The sequence below is a fragment of the Halococcus sp. PRR34 genome, assembly GCF_028617175.1.
Classification (GTDB): domain Archaea; phylum Halobacteriota; class Halobacteria; order Halobacteriales; family Halococcaceae; genus Halococcus; species Halococcus salifodinae.
Genome location: NZ_JAQJDA010000003.1, coordinates 37,798 through 51,406, shown reverse-complemented (window position 1 = coordinate 51,406; position 13,609 = coordinate 37,798). Strand labels below are relative to the sequence as shown.

Sequence of the window (13,609 nt, the reverse complement as noted above, 5' to 3'; positions counted from 1 at the left end):
GTGGCCGGGTCAGAACCCGTCGAGACGCGACTGGCCGCTGCCGTCGTTCTCGGTCACGCCGGCGATCTCGGCGGCCGTCGCGATCGTCGACTCGAACGTTTCCTGCTGGCTCGCATCGTACAGCGTCGCCGCGGGGTGGACACAGATCAGGACGCGATGGGGTGTCCCGTCGAGGCGCGCGTCCTCGATGGTGCCCGCCTCCTTCGTGACCGCGGCGTCGCGTTCGAGAAGGTGTTCGGTGGGGACTTTCCCGAGCGTGACCACGAGTTCGGGATTCACACGACTGATCTCGCGTTCGAGATACCCCCGACAGTTCGCGAGCTCCCCTTTGTGGGGGTCGCGGTTCTCCGGCGGTCGACACCGGACACAGTTGGTGATCCGGACGGCCTCGCGTTCGAGGGCGTGTTCGCGGAGCGCGTCGTCGAGGACGGTTCCGCTCCGGCCGACGAACGGCTCGCCGCCGTCGTCCTCGTGTTCGCCCGGTGCCTCGCCCACGAACAGCAGGTCCGCGTCGTCGGGGCCCGTTCCGTTGACGATCCGGCTGCGCGACTCGCAGAGTTCGGGGCAGCGCTCGCACTCGACCACTGCCAGCCCGTCCATCTGGCCCGTATCGTCGCTCACACGCCGGGTTCGCCGGCGGTCGTCTTAACCGTCCGGCTTCCGGGCGATCGTCACGATAGAGGCCCACGATGAATGCGGTTGGCGCGTGGGAGCAGTGCGGGACCTTCGGTCCCGCAGGCCGTGCGAGCGGGCGCGAATCGCCCGCGAGCAGACGCCGAAGGCGCGACTCGCGTGCGAGGTCTGCACGAGCGAAGCGAGTGCAGGCTCGTCAGAGCTTTGCTCTGACGGTGGGTGACTGAACGAGCAGAGCGAACGGAGTGAGCGAAGCGAGTGAGGGAGTCGGCTGGGGAGGGTGTGGCCTGCGGTTCTCACTTGTATCGGGTTCGGTTCTGGTAGCGCTCTCCCAGAGAACGGTACCCACATCAGTTTGCCGTGTCGAAATCGCTCCCATCCATTGCCCGCCACGCGTCGGCAGCGCGGGCGGCCAGCCGGGCGACCCGCAGCGGCTCGGGCCGGCCGCCTTCCGGTGTGAACGCGCGGACGACATCGCCGGCCTCCTCGTCTGCCAGACCGACACTCCGGACGAACACCGTCTCGTCGTTCACCGACAGTCGACGACGCGGCGGCTGGGCGCGGTAGGTGTCGAGGCGTGATTCGAGCGCCTCCCCCGAAAACGCCTCGTGGAGCGCGGATTCGAGGCCGGAGCTCGTCTCGAACGAGATCGAGAGCACGGGACGGTCGACGGCAGCGTGGAGAGGTTGGAGAGCGAGGAGATTGTACCACGCGGGCGCGATGCCGGCGAAAAACAGGTAGGCGACGTCTGCGCGGTCGAGGCGATCGGCGAGAGCGACGACGGTCTCGGTGGCGTCGGTGCCGCCCACGGTACACGAGCCGAAGACGAACCCGTCAGCGACGCGGTCGGCTCGGACCACCGCGCCAGCGAGGGTGCTCCGTGCGGCGTCGGGGCGGAACGATTCGGCGACGCCGAGGGCGCGAACCCCGGTCTTCATCTACTCCTCTTTGATGTCCTGGAGTCGGTCGAGGAGTTTGTCGTTCGACTCGCCGAACTCGAAGCTCACCTCGCCGGTGTGGTCGTTCTCTTCGGTTTTGAGGTCGCCGTCCCCGTCCTCGTAGTCGGTGTCGTACTCCTGGTTCCCCTGCTCGGATTCATCGTAGCTCCCAAAGCCCATACACACCACTAAGGGAATCCCCACGGAAAAAACATTTGTAAGTGTATGAGAGCGTTGCCAGCACACTCAAGCCGCCGGCAGCCAAGGACGAATCATGGACGCGATCACCGTCACCGAGGGTGCCGAGACGTTCACCTGCAACGCATATCTCGTCGACGGCGAGCGGACTGTGCTGATCGACGCCGGGACGATGGACGGCGTCGTGGACGTGATCGCCGAGCACGTCGACGACCTCGACGCCGTGTACCTGACCCACCAGCACGGCGATCACGTCGGCGCGCTCGATGCCGTGCTCGATGAATTCGATCCCGAACTCCTGGCCTACGCCGACCACCCGCGGCGCACGGGCGCGCTCGACGACGGCGACGTGGTCGGGATCGGCGACGAGGAGTTCGCGGTGATCCATACACCCGGCCACGCCGACGACCACGTCGCGTTCGTCTCGGAATCGACGATCCTCTCGGGCGACGTCGTGGTCCACGACGACGGCGCGTTCGAGGGCGGGAGCTTCGGACGCACGGACATGGCGGGCCAGTCCCGCGAGGAGCTCATCGAGAGTATCGAGCGGATCCTGGATCGGCTCCCCGAGAGCGTCGAGCACATGTACGCCGGCCACGGCGGCGAGTTCCACGGCGACGTGCGCGACGTGATCGAGACCGCACTCTCTCGGGCGGAACGGCGCGAGCCGAAGTATCCGGAGTGATCGCACCGCGGACGAGATCCCGCAACCGCAGTCGCACCGTGAGGCGCGTCACGATGGCCGTGTCCTGGCTGGGCGGGACGGGCAATTGAAGCACTTAACACACCGCCCTGAGAAGAGGTGGCCATGAGTCAGGCAACGAAGGTCGTGGTGGGAACGGTCGGGGTCTCGGCACTGCTCGCGGTGGGCGTCATCCTCGCGCTCGCGCTCACGTAGCCGCCATGTTCGAGCAGCGGGCCCTCACGGACGAGCTCGCCTCCGTTCGGGACGAACACACGCCCGATGCGCTCGTCCTCGACTGTGAGCGCGATTTCGAGACGCTCGATCCCGCGGTCGCGGAGTCCCTCGGACCGCTCGTCGACGGACTCGATCCGCACAGCTACCCGGACGAGTGGCTCCCGCCGGACGCTCCCGACGCACTCGAACGCTACGCCGGCGACGCGTTCACGATCGGGATGCCCGGCGACGGCGGGATCGCGTGGACCACCCAGACGAGGCCGCCGACGATCCTCGTCAAACCCCGTCTCCGTGGCTCGCCCGACGCGTTCGTCGACTTCCTGCTCGCCGACGCGCTCGTCGAGGCGGGTCTCGGCCTCCCGGAGCACTTCCTCGGCTTTTTCGAGGCCTCGTATTCCGACCTCGCTGCCGCGACGCCGCTCGGCCCCGCAGACACCTACCAGCTCGCTGCCGCGCTCTACGACGCCTATTGCGGCCTCCACACCCGCGAGACCTTCACGGCGTGGCGCGACGATCACCCCTCGCTCCACGACGCGTGGGCCGACGCTGGCGAACGCCTCGAACCACGGCTTGCCGACCTCTCGAACGAGATCGCCACCGGTGACACGTCATTCGCGGCGGCCGCGGAACTCGCCTGCAGCGGGATCAAACACGACCTCGACCTCCCGACGCCGTTCGGCGCGCTCGACACCAAGGCCTATCGTGAGTACGGCTCGGAGTACGCGGTCGAGTGGACCACGAAGACCTTCGAGAAGCTCGACGAGTGACACGCCGCAGCGACCAGGCGCTCATATCGCGATGACCGGAATGGCTCACGCCGTGGTGATCGGGAGGTCGTGTTCGTCCATGAGCACCGCTTTCGCCGTCTCGAACTCCTCCTCGGCGAGCGGTGTCTGAGCACAGACGTTAACGTAGCGTTTCGCTTCCGTGCCGTACTCGTTGTAGTGAATGACGACGTGTGGCGCTCGGAACGGGCGTTTCGGCCGCGGGTCGATCGATTCGATGGCACGAACCGGGATCGTTCGCTCGTCCGTATAGCCACGAAACCACCGTCTGAAGAGTTTGCGGACCAGAAAGTAGCCATACACGACCACGAGGAATCCAGCCGCACCGGCGATTCCCAGCACTGCGAACCACTCGTTACCGAACATCACTGCATACAGAAACTGTCCGACGCTGCAGACACCCATCAATAGAACGAACCCGAAACGGAGCACTCCTCGGTCGTACCGCTGTCGGTGGGCGAGTTTGAGGTTCTCGTAGCGCCGCCCGAGCCGACCACCGAGGCCGAGAGATTCGAGGCGTACTTCACCGTGTTCCACCACACAGCGGCCGCCTTTCGTCCGAAACTCCCCCATCAATTCCAGCCACACGATCCGGGAACAAATGCCTTGAGGTGAGAGTCGTCCCCGCGCTGATCCGAGCGGTCGTCAGAACTCGCCTGCAACGGTGTAAAACACGCTCTCGCTACCAAGGCCTATCGCGAGTACGGCCCGGAGTACGCGATCGAGAGTCGAGCGGAACTGTAGCCGTTACTCTGCGCGCTTGACGAGCCGTTTCAGATCGAGGTGACCGGCTCCGTGGTAGGTTTCGCCGCCGGGCGCGCTGCCCGCGGTGTCCTGGATGAGCGATTCGACCTCTTCGACGCTGGCGTCGGGTCGCAGCGAGCGCACGAGCGCGGCCGCACCCGCGACCTGCGGAGCGGCCATCGAGGTGCCCGCTTTCCAGCCGTACCCCGGCTCCGTGTCGATGATTTCACTCGGCCTGTTAACAGGATCGTCCTCGTCGTCGTCCGGTCCGTCCTCGTAGGTCGTCTTCACGATGGTCGAGTAGACGAGGTCACGTTCCGCTTCGGGAATCCTGTCGAGTGCGTCGCGGTCGGCGTCGCCACCCGCGGCACTCACGTCGACGGCGTTCCCGTAGTTGGTGTAGAACGCCGGGGAATCCGTCGGATCCTCCAGTCGGTTGCCCGTGAGCCACTTCGCCTCGTTGTCGCTGTGTTTGCCGCCCCAGCCCATGCCGATGGGACCGGTCGCGGCGACGCCGAAGACGCCCTCGGCCTCCGTGGGGATGCTGAGGGTGTTCTCCGGAGACATGTTGAGTGAGTCGTTGCCCGCGGAGTTGACGATGACCGTTCCCTGTGAGCGGACGTACGCCGCGATCTGTTCGGCGATGCGCAACTCCTCCGTCAGGTATGGGTACTCGTCGACGTAGACGTACGGTGCGGGGATGCCGACACTGTAGTTGATGACGTCACAGTCCGCTTCGGCGGCTTTCATCCACGCGGCGTAGCCGTCGCCCTGTTTCCCTTCCTCGCCCGAGAACATCCGGTAGGAGACGATTTCAGTGTCCGGAGCCGTCCCGAGAACGCCGCCGTCGGGACCGTCGTTGCTGTTGGTTGCCGCGATGGTGCCGGCGACGTGCGTTCCGTGACTGCCCGCACCGTTGGGCCGCCAGTCGTACTCGTCCTGGGTGACGTTCTCGGAGAGTTCGTCGTTGACGACGTCCGCGAGATCGGGGTGGGCGTCGTAGACGCCGGAGTCGACGACAGCGACACGGGTGCCCGCACCGGTCGTCGTGTCGTGGATGGACTTGCCGCCACCCGGTTTGTCGGTCAGTTCGTTGCTGACGCCCTGTTCGCGCTTGTCCCACTGAAGCTCGCTGTTTTTCGGTGGGCCGTCGTGGTTGTGGCTCGATCCCTTGCCGTCAGTCGTCGGTCCGTCCCGGGATTTGACGGCACCTGTGCGGTCGTCTCCTCGATCGATAACGCGGTCGGCGACCGTCGTGCCGTTCACACGGTCTTGGTCGCCACGAGCAACGAGAACGTCGGCCTGCGAGAGATCGTGGATGATCTCGACATCATCAGGGATCGCCGAGCGATCGACGTCGCGGAGGTTGATGAAAAAGCGCGAATCCGAGGTGGTCGCCGTCGCGGTGCCTGCACCGAGCGTTGCAGCGCCGATCGCCGTGCCGGTCAGTCGGAGGAACGTTCGCCTGTTGTGCTGTGACATGGCAATATTCGGTTTATCCCCGAAATTGATAAGGATTGTTTTACACAATGTTATCCTTTGTCATGGCATGTCGGAATTTACTCACAGATCCAGTTCTCCGTCGGTCAGCAACAGTCCGTCCAGAGCGACGTGAATACCGCCGGGGCCGTCAGAACTCGCCGGTTACGTTGTCGTCCGGGTCGAGCGAGATCACGCCGTCGAACAGGTCGCGGTAGCCGTCGACGATACTCTCGTCGTGGACCTCCTCCGCGAGGTGGAAGAGTCCGACCGCGTCGTGTTCGTCGAGCAGATCGAGCAGGGCTTCGACCGCCTCGCGAGCACGATCTTCGTCGGCGTAGTACGCCATCTCGGTGATCGAGTCGACGCTGACCCGGCGCTTGCCGTCGGTCGTCGCGAGGAACTCGCGAGTGCTCTCGACGATCGCGTCGAGGTCGTCCGGCGAGGCGACGTAGTGGACGTCGTCGCCCGAGCGCCGCGAGTAGCCCCGTTCGACGCTGAGCGCGTCGAGGATGGTCGCCTTCGATCGATCGACCGCGTAGTGTTCGAGCTTCTGCTCGACCTCGCGCGCGGTGGTTCGGGTCGAGATCACGAGAAAGCGGTCGGTGTCGGTGCTCAGGAAGTCGGTATCGATCCGGTCGGTTTCGCCGGTGCTCGGATGACAGAGAAGGATTCCGGTTCCGGATGGAATGGTGTCCGGCGTGTCTTCGACGGTGAGCGCGTAATCCATGCGCCGAACCGGGACGGGAGTCGTCTTAATCCCTGCGACCCCGCGGCCCGCTCGGCCACTTCGAATGGGTGTCCGGGATCCGGTTCCCGCAAAACACGCCGGTTCAGTACACGCTGTCCGCGGTGGCCGCACCCACGACGCTGAAGATCGCTCCAACGGTGATCGCCCGGATCGTCACGCCGAAGCGCTCCATCGCCGGCAGGTCCGCGAGAAACGTCGCCGGCGCGCCGAACACGAGCGCGAGTATCGTGACCGATCCGAAGGCGACGCCCATCAACGAGACGAATCGGACCGGGATCCCCACCACATCGCGCTCACGCTCGGGGTCACGGTCGGCGTCGGCTCCGTAGAGCGCGCCGTAACCGATGGCGAACACGAGCGCGGCGGTGGCGAGTCCGTGGAGCCAGCCCATCTCGGTCGCGAGCGTCCAGACCTCCTCGGTGACCACGAACGGCCCGGCGAGCAGGAAGCCGCCGACGACCTGCTGGGCGATGTCCGCCACCTGGAACTGGGGTCGCCATCTCGGCATACCGATCGCTCGCAGCGGGGAAACAAGACGCCTGCGCTATCTCGCGGGCGAGGCGGACCTCGGACCCAGTTTCGACGATTGCGAGCGTCCTCCCGTTCCGGTCCATGAACGACCGCCGAACGATCGGCCCGTCGAACCGGTTTTCACGGTCGCCTCCCTCGTCCCGGTATGAGCGTCAGAGAAGAGTTCGACGCGTGGGCCGCCGAGGGCCGTGACCGCGGGATGGAGGAACGCCACTGGCACACCGCAAAGCACGTCCTCGCCCGCATCCCCGTCGAGGCCGGCGACCGAGTGCTCGATCTGGGCTGTGGCAGCGGCTACGCCGGGCGCGCACTCCGCGAGACCGCCGACGTGCGGAGCTACGGTCTCGACGGCGCACCCGAGATGGTCACAAACGCCGCCTCGTACACCGACGATCCCGTGGTCGGCTTCCTTGTCGGTGACTTCGAACACCTCCCCTTTGCCGACGACAGCCTCGATCACGCCGTCACGATGGAGGCGTTCTACTACGCGAACGATCCCCGCGCCGCACTCCGCGAACTCCGGCGCGTGCTCCGGCCGGGCGGCACCTTCTACTGTGCGGTGAACTACTTCGAAGAGAGCGTCCACACCGTCGGCTGGGAGGAGAACGTCGGCGTGGCGATGACTCGGTGGGAGATGGCCGAGTACCGCGACGCGTTCCGCGAGGCGGGCTTTCACGTCGCCAGCCAGGACACGATCCCCGACCGCGAGATCGAGATCCCGCCGGACGAGGAGTTCCCGACCGACGAGTTCGACACCCGCACGGCGATGGTCGAACGCTACCGGACCCACGGAACGCTGCTGACCGTCGGCGTCGTGCCCTGACATCTCGACGGGGACGGCCGCGATCGCGGCCCACGCGACGAGACGACTGTCTGCGATTTACGCGTACTGTTCGGGATCGTCCTCGAACGCTTCTTTGCACTCCGTGGCGTCGAAGTAGTACGTCTCGCCGTCGTGGTTCGTTCGCTCCGGTGCGTCGTCTCGATGCACGTCCGTTCCGCAGACCACGCATCGTGTCATCGTCGCACCTTCGGCCCGAACACGCCTAAATCCCAGTCCAGCAGTTGCAAGCGACGGGAGAACCACCCCTGTCTGCTGCCGACTCCGTCACTCCTCGTCGCCGACACCGACGATGAGGGTGTTCTCGACCAGCGTGCTGTACGCCCGCCGGAACCGCTCGGAGAGCGCCTGGTGAGAGATATCGAGTTCGGTGGCGAGATCGTCGAGGGTGATGTCCCGAGGCACTTCGTAGTGGCCATGCTCGAACGCCGCGACGAGGGTCTCGTGTTGGGGCTCGCTGAGCCCGAACCGACCGTGGCGATCCGCGTCCATCTCGTAGATGTTCCGGATGTCCATCGTGAGCCCCTCCGCCTCGCAGAACTCGTGGGTCGCCGACAGCGCCTCGCGCTCGGGGAACAGGATCCGGAACTCCCACCGGCCATCCGTCCCGAAGGCGTCGAGCACCGTCGCGTCCGACTCGACGAGGATCTGGACCACCACCTCGATCTGTGTGGTCCAGTCCATCCGGTAGAGCCGTTCCTCACCGAGATCGGAGAGGAGTTCGAGGTTCTCGATGCTCGAATCGTTCTCGAACGCCCGTTCCACGTCGTCCATGTGGTCGCTCGATACCCAGATGAACGGCATGACGCGTTCGTCGTCGTGGGCCACGACGCGTTCGACGTCGAGTTCCAGATCGGGCACCGCGACGAGTGTGTCGTAGAGAGCGAACTCGTCGGCCGGAATCTCGATGTTCGCGATAGTGCTCATTGGGAACCCATTCACCGCGTGTTTGCATATGCGTGTTGATCCGGCGGATCGCAAACCATTCTCGGTACCACCAGTATCGATCGGTCGACTACGCTGTCTCCGCGGCTCACATTCGTTCGCCGCTCCGATTCGAGGGCTTCCTCGCTGCGCTCAGTCGTCCTCGCTCGTCTCGACCGTCCCACCCGCTTGCTCCCACTCGGTCAGACTCCCCTCGTAGAATCCGAGATCCTCGAAGCCGAGATGCCGCAGGACGAGGTAGGTGTGACTGATCCGACGGGCGGTGTTGCAGTAGAGGATCACTCGGCGGTCGCGGGCGATACCGTGATCGTCGAGAATCTCCTCGATCGCCGCTCGCTCCTTGAGACCTCGCGTCTCGTCGTCGACGAACTCGCGCCAGTCGAGCTGGATCGCGCCGGGAATGTGACCTTCGTCGTACTCCCACGCCTCACGAGTGTCGACCAGCAGTCCATCGCCGTCGTCGACCGCTGCGGTGATCGCTTCACGATCGATCAGTACGGTGTCATCGGGTCGTTCGAGGGCGTACTCGACGGGCTCGGTCGTGGTCGGTTCGGTGATCGTCTCGTGGCCACGACCCCACGCACTGTAGTCCCCATCGAGGAGGTGGAGCTTGTCGCGGTCGTGGCCATAGCACTCGGCCGTGACGAGAAATCGGGCGGCGAACACGCCGTGGGTGTCGTCGTACGCCACGATCTCGTCGTCGCGCTCGATCCCCGCCTCGCCGAGGAGGTCGGCGAAGACCTCTTCGCCGGGCAGCATTCCCTCGTCGCCGTCGGGAGCCCGGAACGAATCGAAGGGGATGTTGACCGCACCGGGCACGTGGCCGATCCCCTCGAACTCCCACTCGTCGCGCACGTCGACGATCCGCACGTCCTCGCACTCGTCGAGCCACTCGGCGGATACCACGACATCGGACATGGCTTTGCTACTCGATGCGGTGGCTTGAACCCAACCATCCCACGTGACCACGGTTCGACACCGCTGCTGACGGCGGAGTACAACGAAGGAACTAGTTGGAGGGTGCGAGCGGACCGTTCCACGAGCGATACTACCTATTCAAGCAGGAACGCTTTGTGCTCGGTCGACGAAGCGCGGACGGATCATGAGTGAGTATGCAAACGATGTCCTGGTTTCGGCCGACTGGGTGGAAGACCACCTCGACGACATTCAGAACGACGATCCGGAGTACCGACTCGTCGAAGTCAACAGCCCCGAGTCGCCCGAGGACGACGATTTCCCGTCGCGGTACGACGAGGGCCACATCGCCGGCGCGATCGGACTCCAGTGGGACGAGGATCTCTCGGACGAAACCGAGCGCGACATCCTCGATCAGGAGGGGTTCGAGGCGCTCTGCGGAAGCCACGGCATCGCGGACGGTTCCACAGTAGTGTTCTACGGCGACGGCCACATCGCCAACTGGTTCGCCCTCTTCGCCTACTGGGAGTTCAAATACTTCGGCCACGATGACGCGCGCGTGCTCGACGGTGGGAAGGACTACTGGGTACACAACGACTACCCGTTGACCGACGAGGTGCCCGAGTTCTCGCCCACCGAGTACGCCGCCGGCGGCCCCTACGACAACATCCGGGCATACAAGCGCGAGGTCGACGAGGCGCTCGAAACCGGCATCCCGATGGTCGACGTGCGCTCACCCGCGGAGTTCACCGGCGAGAAGATCGCGCCCGAGGGGCTCCAGGAGACCGCCCAGCGCGGTGGCCACATCCCCGGCGCGTCGAACGTCCCGGTCGCCGAAGTCCTGAACGACGACGGGACGTTCAGGTCCGCCGACGAACTCCGCGAGCTCTACGCCGATCACGGCGTCGAAGGCGACGAGTCGATCATCACCTACTGCCGGGTCGGCGAGCGCTCCTCGATCGAGTGGTTCGCGCTCCATGACCTGCTGGGCTACGACGACGTCCGGAACTACGACGGCTCGTGGACCGAGTGGGGGAATCTGGTTCGTGCGCCGATAGAGACAGACGAGGGCGACTGAGCGTAGCGAAGGAACCCTCGAATCGAAGCGGCGAACGAACGTGAGCCGCGGAGCAGGGCGAGGGCGAACCGCGGAGATCGATACGAAGTAGCTCATCCGCTGATCGACACTCGGAGATACCAGCAAAAAATTCTTGTTCGTGGCACGTCACTCGGCAACTCGCATCTATCGGTCGTCATCGGAGCTCGATCGACCTGGCTTACCGCGCTCGTCCCCAGTCTGAACCAGCAAAATTTTCTGGTACATGGGTGATGGTGACGTGATCTGCCGAGAGTATCGGTAATATATGCCCCCGGATCGAAACGACGAGTGGTCATGAGTGACTACGCAAATGACGTGCTCGTTTCGGCCGACTGGGTCGAGGAGCACTTGGACGAGTTTCAGGACGACGACCCCGCATACCGGCTGATCGAGGTCGACGTCGACACGGAGGCGTACGACGAGGCCCACGCACCGGGTGCGATCGGGCTGAACTGGGAGACCCAACTTCAGGACCAGACCCGACGCGACGTCCTCTCGAAGGAGGCCTTCGCGGACGTGATGGGCGAGCACGGACTCACGGAGGATAGTACAGTAGTTCTCTACGGCGACAACTCGAACTGGTTCGCGGCGTACACCTACTGGCAGTTCAAGTACTACGGCCACGACGACGTGAAGCTGATGAACGGTGGCCGGGACTACTGGCTGGCGAACGACTACCCGACCACGACCGAGACCCCCGACTTTTCGAGCCAGGACTACGCCGCGAGCGGTCCCTACGAGGGGATTCGGGCCTACCGCACCGACGTCGAGAACGCGATGGAGCGGGGCGTTCCGCTCGTCGACGTTCGCTCGCCCGAGGAGTTCAAGGGCGAGATCCTCGCGCCGCCCGGACTCCAGGAGACCGCCCAGCGCGGCGGCCACATCCCCGGCGCGTCGAACATCTCGTGGGCCGCGACGGTCAACGACGACGGGACGTTCAAGACCGCCGACGATCTGCGTGAGCTCTACGAGTCCGACGGCGTGACCGACGACCAGGAAGTCGTCGCGTACTGCCGGATCGGCGAGCGCTCCTCGATCGCGTGGTTCGCGCTGCACGAACTGCTCGGCTACGACAACGTCGTGAACTACGACGGCTCGTGGACCGAGTGGGGGAATCTGGTGAACGCCCCGATCGAGACTGGCGAGGCGGAGTGAGCGCAGCGAACTCCGCCTCGTAGCGGAGCGGGGAGCCGTCGGGCAACCCACGCCACAGCAACCATCCACCGTTTTTCAGTAACCGATAGCAGCCGCTTCGAACGATCGATGTCGTTCGTGCTCGGGAGAGGGCGATGGGTACAAACCGCCTGCGCGTCTGTGAGCGCATATGGATCCGAGCCAGTTCGTCGATAGCGTTCGCGAGGACAACCGAACCGCGCTCTCGCGGCTCGGCTCCTCGAAGTCGCTGTACGCCGACACCGAGGGCGCAATGGAGTCCGCGCCGGTGCTCCGCGCGGCCGCCGACAGCGAGTTCCACGCCCATGAGACGTTCGAGGAGTGGGCCGACAGCGAGGGCAGCGATGCCGCCCAGGAAGCATTCGCCACCACCGCCAGCGAGGAGGACGACCATTACGGCCAGGTCACACAGCGCCTCGACGGCGACCACGAGCCGGACGAGACGCCGGCCATCCACGAGTACCTTCGCGGCCTCAACGACACCGCCGGTCGTGCGGGCGCGTTCGTCGGCCGCACCATCGCAGCCGAGAAGTCGAAAGAACAGCTCGTCGGCTTCTTCGTCGGCCAGGCCGACACGAGCGGCGCACAGCTCTTCCGCGACCTCGGCGACGACGTCGACGCCCAGCTCGAACGCGGCAAAGACCTCCTCGGCGACGTCTGTGAGACCGACGACGAGTGGGCGCGTGCCGAGGAGGCCGCCGGCGACGCGATCCAGACCGCCTACGACGAGTACACCGAACGGCTCGAATCGATGGGCGTGAACCCGAAGCCCGTCTGTTAAATCACCGTTTACTACGGTCGCGCGCTCGGGGGCTTACCCGCTCGGACGGTCCGCGACCGCACCGCTACCGCACTGTTATCACTACTACCGCCGGTCAGTCCACACGGGATTGACCCACAGTCCTTTTTGAATCTCGGTGCCTTTCAGTGGGTATGAGCGACTTCGACAAGGAAGCCGAGCGCGAGAAACTCCGCGAGCGGTTCGCCGAGGACGAGGAGAAACGCGAGACGACCGAGCAGATGAGCGAACTCCTCCTCCAGGGCGCGACGATGACCAACAGCCACTGCGACACCTGCGGAAACCCGCTCTTTCGCTACGAGGGACAGACGTTCTGCTCGACGTGCCAGCGCGCCGAAAACGGCGAGACCGCTACCGACGCGACGGCCGCCGCGGACGACGCGCCGGCCGCCGGCGGAGCGACGGGAGCCGAAAACGAACCGGCGGACGAGAGCCGACAGATCCCCGTCGACGATCCTCGCGACGAGAGGGCTGTCGAATCCGATCGCGCCGTGGAGTCGCAACCCCGAGAGACGACTGCGGCGGCGGGACAGCCGGCGGCGACGCCGACCGATGGCCGACGTGCGCCATCGCCACAGTCACACGGCGACGCGGCGAACGCGGGGACCGATCGGCGCGACACCGAGAGCGCGGGCGACCTCGCGGCGACCGAGGCGTCGCTCTCGGGCACGCTCCATCGGCTCGCGAGCGCCGCCGAGAACATCGACGATCTCGGACGAGCACGCGAACATCTCGCCGCCACACACGAGGCCGCCGAGGCGCTCGAAGCCGTGCGGAACGCACGACGGTAACGGAAACCGGATTCGAGTGGTAGCGAGTCCGCCGAATTTCTGCCGTGGAGAGCGAGAGAGACGAGTGG

The 13,609-nt window shown here is 65.4% G+C and carries 17 protein-coding genes; 7 read left to right on the top strand and 10 right to left on the bottom strand.

Features of this window, described 5'->3' with window-relative positions:
* Positions 1–9 precede the first annotated feature (9 nt).
* The 3 genes from PHA81_RS05180 to PHA81_RS05170 all read right to left on the bottom strand — a co-directional run bounded on the left by PHA81_RS05180 (position 10) and on the right by PHA81_RS05170 (position 1,751).
* A complete protein-coding gene (locus PHA81_RS05180) occupies positions 10–600 on the bottom strand; it encodes a uracil-DNA glycosylase family protein (RefSeq protein ID WP_005039903.1) in 591 nt (196 codons plus the stop codon).
* A 383-nt stretch (positions 601–983) separates the two neighbouring features.
* Positions 984–1,571 carry a DUF99 family protein gene (locus PHA81_RS05175; protein WP_005039905.1) on the bottom strand — a complete coding sequence of 196 codons (588 nt, stop codon included), beginning with the start codon at positions 1,569–1,571 and terminating at the stop codon, positions 984–986.
* Positions 1,572–1,751 carry a DUF5786 family protein gene (locus PHA81_RS05170; RefSeq protein WP_005039907.1) on the bottom strand — a complete coding sequence of 60 codons (180 nt, stop codon included), beginning with the start codon at positions 1,749–1,751 and terminating at the stop codon, positions 1,572–1,574.
* Between the two features lie 94 nt (positions 1,752–1,845).
* Here PHA81_RS05170 and PHA81_RS05165 point away from each other — a divergent pair, with 94 nt between their 5' ends.
* Both PHA81_RS05165 and PHA81_RS05160 read left to right on the top strand, forming a co-directional pair.
* Positions 1,846–2,454 carry an MBL fold metallo-hydrolase gene (locus PHA81_RS05165; RefSeq protein WP_005039910.1) on the top strand — a complete coding sequence of 203 codons (609 nt, stop codon included), beginning with the start codon at positions 1,846–1,848 and terminating at the stop codon, positions 2,452–2,454.
* A 218-nt stretch (positions 2,455–2,672) separates the two neighbouring features.
* On the top strand, positions 2,673–3,455 hold the full coding sequence (locus tag PHA81_RS05160; protein ID WP_005039913.1) for a hypothetical protein: 783 nt from the start codon (positions 2,673–2,675) through the stop codon (positions 3,453–3,455).
* A gap of 45 nt (positions 3,456–3,500) precedes the next feature.
* On the opposite strand, the gene PHA81_RS05155 is transcribed toward PHA81_RS05160, so the two are convergent.
* The 4 genes from PHA81_RS05155 to PHA81_RS05140 form a co-directional block, all read right to left on the bottom strand.
* Positions 3,501–4,046 (bottom strand): hypothetical protein, encoded by a 546-nt coding sequence (locus PHA81_RS05155; RefSeq protein ID WP_049909806.1) that lies wholly within the window; start codon positions 4,044–4,046, stop codon positions 3,501–3,503.
* A 174-nt stretch (positions 4,047–4,220) separates the two neighbouring features.
* A complete protein-coding gene (locus PHA81_RS05150) occupies positions 4,221–5,699 on the bottom strand; it encodes a S8 family serine peptidase (RefSeq protein WP_005039915.1) in 1,479 nt (492 codons plus the stop codon).
* Positions 5,700–5,847: 148 nt separating this feature from the next.
* Positions 5,848–6,426 (bottom strand): ATPase domain-containing protein, encoded by a 579-nt coding sequence (locus tag PHA81_RS05145; RefSeq protein WP_005039917.1) that lies wholly within the window; start codon positions 6,424–6,426, stop codon positions 5,848–5,850.
* 103 nt (positions 6,427–6,529) lie between these two features.
* Positions 6,530–6,955: a DUF2391 family protein gene (locus PHA81_RS05140; RefSeq protein WP_005039919.1), complete on the bottom strand. Its 426-nt coding sequence runs from the start codon at positions 6,953–6,955 to the stop codon at positions 6,530–6,532.
* 168 nt (positions 6,956–7,123) lie between these two features.
* Between PHA81_RS05140 and PHA81_RS05135 the strand changes: the two genes are divergently transcribed.
* Positions 7,124–7,801 carry a class I SAM-dependent methyltransferase gene (locus PHA81_RS05135; RefSeq protein ID WP_005039920.1) on the top strand — a complete coding sequence of 226 codons (678 nt, stop codon included), beginning with the start codon at positions 7,124–7,126 and terminating at the stop codon, positions 7,799–7,801.
* 57 nt (positions 7,802–7,858) lie between these two features.
* Here the strand turns inward: PHA81_RS05135 and PHA81_RS05130 are convergent, their stop codons facing one another.
* The 3 genes from PHA81_RS05130 to PHA81_RS05120 form a co-directional block, all read right to left on the bottom strand.
* Positions 7,859–7,999 carry a YHS domain-containing protein gene (locus tag PHA81_RS05130; protein ID WP_152424388.1) on the bottom strand — a complete coding sequence of 47 codons (141 nt, stop codon included), beginning with the start codon at positions 7,997–7,999 and terminating at the stop codon, positions 7,859–7,861.
* An 87-nt stretch (positions 8,000–8,086) separates the two neighbouring features.
* The gene (locus PHA81_RS05125; protein ID WP_005039926.1) at positions 8,087–8,746 is read right to left on the bottom strand and encodes a bacterio-opsin activator domain-containing protein; all 660 of its coding nucleotides are present in this window, start codon (positions 8,744–8,746) and stop codon (positions 8,087–8,089) included.
* A gap of 150 nt (positions 8,747–8,896) precedes the next feature.
* Positions 8,897–9,682, bottom strand: a complete 786-nt coding sequence (locus PHA81_RS05120; RefSeq protein WP_005039928.1) for a rhodanese-like domain-containing protein — start codon at positions 9,680–9,682, stop codon at positions 8,897–8,899.
* Between the two features lie 184 nt (positions 9,683–9,866).
* Here PHA81_RS05120 and PHA81_RS05115 point away from each other — a divergent pair, with 184 nt between their 5' ends.
* From PHA81_RS05115 to PHA81_RS05100, 4 genes are all read left to right on the top strand, one after another.
* Complete coding sequence (locus PHA81_RS05115) at positions 9,867–10,757, top strand: sulfurtransferase (protein WP_005039930.1); 891 nt, start codon at positions 9,867–9,869, stop codon at positions 10,755–10,757.
* 315 nt (positions 10,758–11,072) lie between these two features.
* Positions 11,073–11,933, top strand: coding sequence for a sulfurtransferase (locus PHA81_RS05110; protein WP_005039933.1), 861 nt, complete (start codon positions 11,073–11,075; stop codon positions 11,931–11,933).
* 169 nt (positions 11,934–12,102) lie between these two features.
* Positions 12,103–12,732, top strand: a complete 630-nt coding sequence (locus PHA81_RS05105) for a hypothetical protein (protein WP_005039935.1) — start codon at positions 12,103–12,105, stop codon at positions 12,730–12,732.
* Positions 12,733–12,884: 152 nt separating this feature from the next.
* Positions 12,885–13,541: an Sjogren's syndrome/scleroderma autoantigen 1 family protein gene (locus PHA81_RS05100; protein WP_005039937.1), complete on the top strand. Its 657-nt coding sequence runs from the start codon at positions 12,885–12,887 to the stop codon at positions 13,539–13,541.
* Positions 13,542–13,609 lie beyond the last annotated feature (68 nt).

Coding starts and splice junctions, on each gene's coding strand:
- PHA81_RS05180 (WP_005039903.1), bottom strand. CDS start 600: ATGGACGGGCTGGCAGTGGTCGAGTGCGAGCGCTGCCCCGAACTCTGC.
- PHA81_RS05175 (WP_005039905.1), bottom strand. CDS start 1,571: ATGAAGACCGGGGTTCGCGCCCTCGGCGTCGCCGAATCGTTCCGCCCC.
- PHA81_RS05170 (WP_005039907.1), bottom strand. CDS start 1,751: ATGGGCTTTGGGAGCTACGATGAATCCGAGCAGGGGAACCAGGAGTAC.
- PHA81_RS05165 (WP_005039910.1), top strand. CDS start 1,846: ATGGACGCGATCACCGTCACCGAGGGTGCCGAGACGTTCACCTGCAAC.
- PHA81_RS05160 (WP_005039913.1), top strand. CDS start 2,673: ATGTTCGAGCAGCGGGCCCTCACGGACGAGCTCGCCTCCGTTCGGGAC.
- PHA81_RS05155 (WP_049909806.1), bottom strand. CDS start 4,046: ATGGGGGAGTTTCGGACGAAAGGCGGCCGCTGTGTGGTGGAACACGGT.
- PHA81_RS05150 (WP_005039915.1), bottom strand. CDS start 5,699: ATGTCACAGCACAACAGGCGAACGTTCCTCCGACTGACCGGCACGGCG.
- PHA81_RS05145 (WP_005039917.1), bottom strand. CDS start 6,426: ATGGATTACGCGCTCACCGTCGAAGACACGCCGGACACCATTCCATCC.
- PHA81_RS05140 (WP_005039919.1), bottom strand. CDS start 6,955: ATGCCGAGATGGCGACCCCAGTTCCAGGTGGCGGACATCGCCCAGCAG.
- PHA81_RS05135 (WP_005039920.1), top strand. CDS start 7,124: ATGAGCGTCAGAGAAGAGTTCGACGCGTGGGCCGCCGAGGGCCGTGAC.
- PHA81_RS05130 (WP_152424388.1), bottom strand. CDS start 7,999: ATGACACGATGCGTGGTCTGCGGAACGGACGTGCATCGAGACGACGCA.
- PHA81_RS05125 (WP_005039926.1), bottom strand. CDS start 8,746: ATGAGCACTATCGCGAACATCGAGATTCCGGCCGACGAGTTCGCTCTC.
- PHA81_RS05120 (WP_005039928.1), bottom strand. CDS start 9,682: ATGTCCGATGTCGTGGTATCCGCCGAGTGGCTCGACGAGTGCGAGGAC.
- PHA81_RS05115 (WP_005039930.1), top strand. CDS start 9,867: ATGAGTGAGTATGCAAACGATGTCCTGGTTTCGGCCGACTGGGTGGAA.
- PHA81_RS05110 (WP_005039933.1), top strand. CDS start 11,073: ATGAGTGACTACGCAAATGACGTGCTCGTTTCGGCCGACTGGGTCGAG.
- PHA81_RS05105 (WP_005039935.1), top strand. CDS start 12,103: ATGGATCCGAGCCAGTTCGTCGATAGCGTTCGCGAGGACAACCGAACC.
- PHA81_RS05100 (WP_005039937.1), top strand. CDS start 12,885: ATGAGCGACTTCGACAAGGAAGCCGAGCGCGAGAAACTCCGCGAGCGG.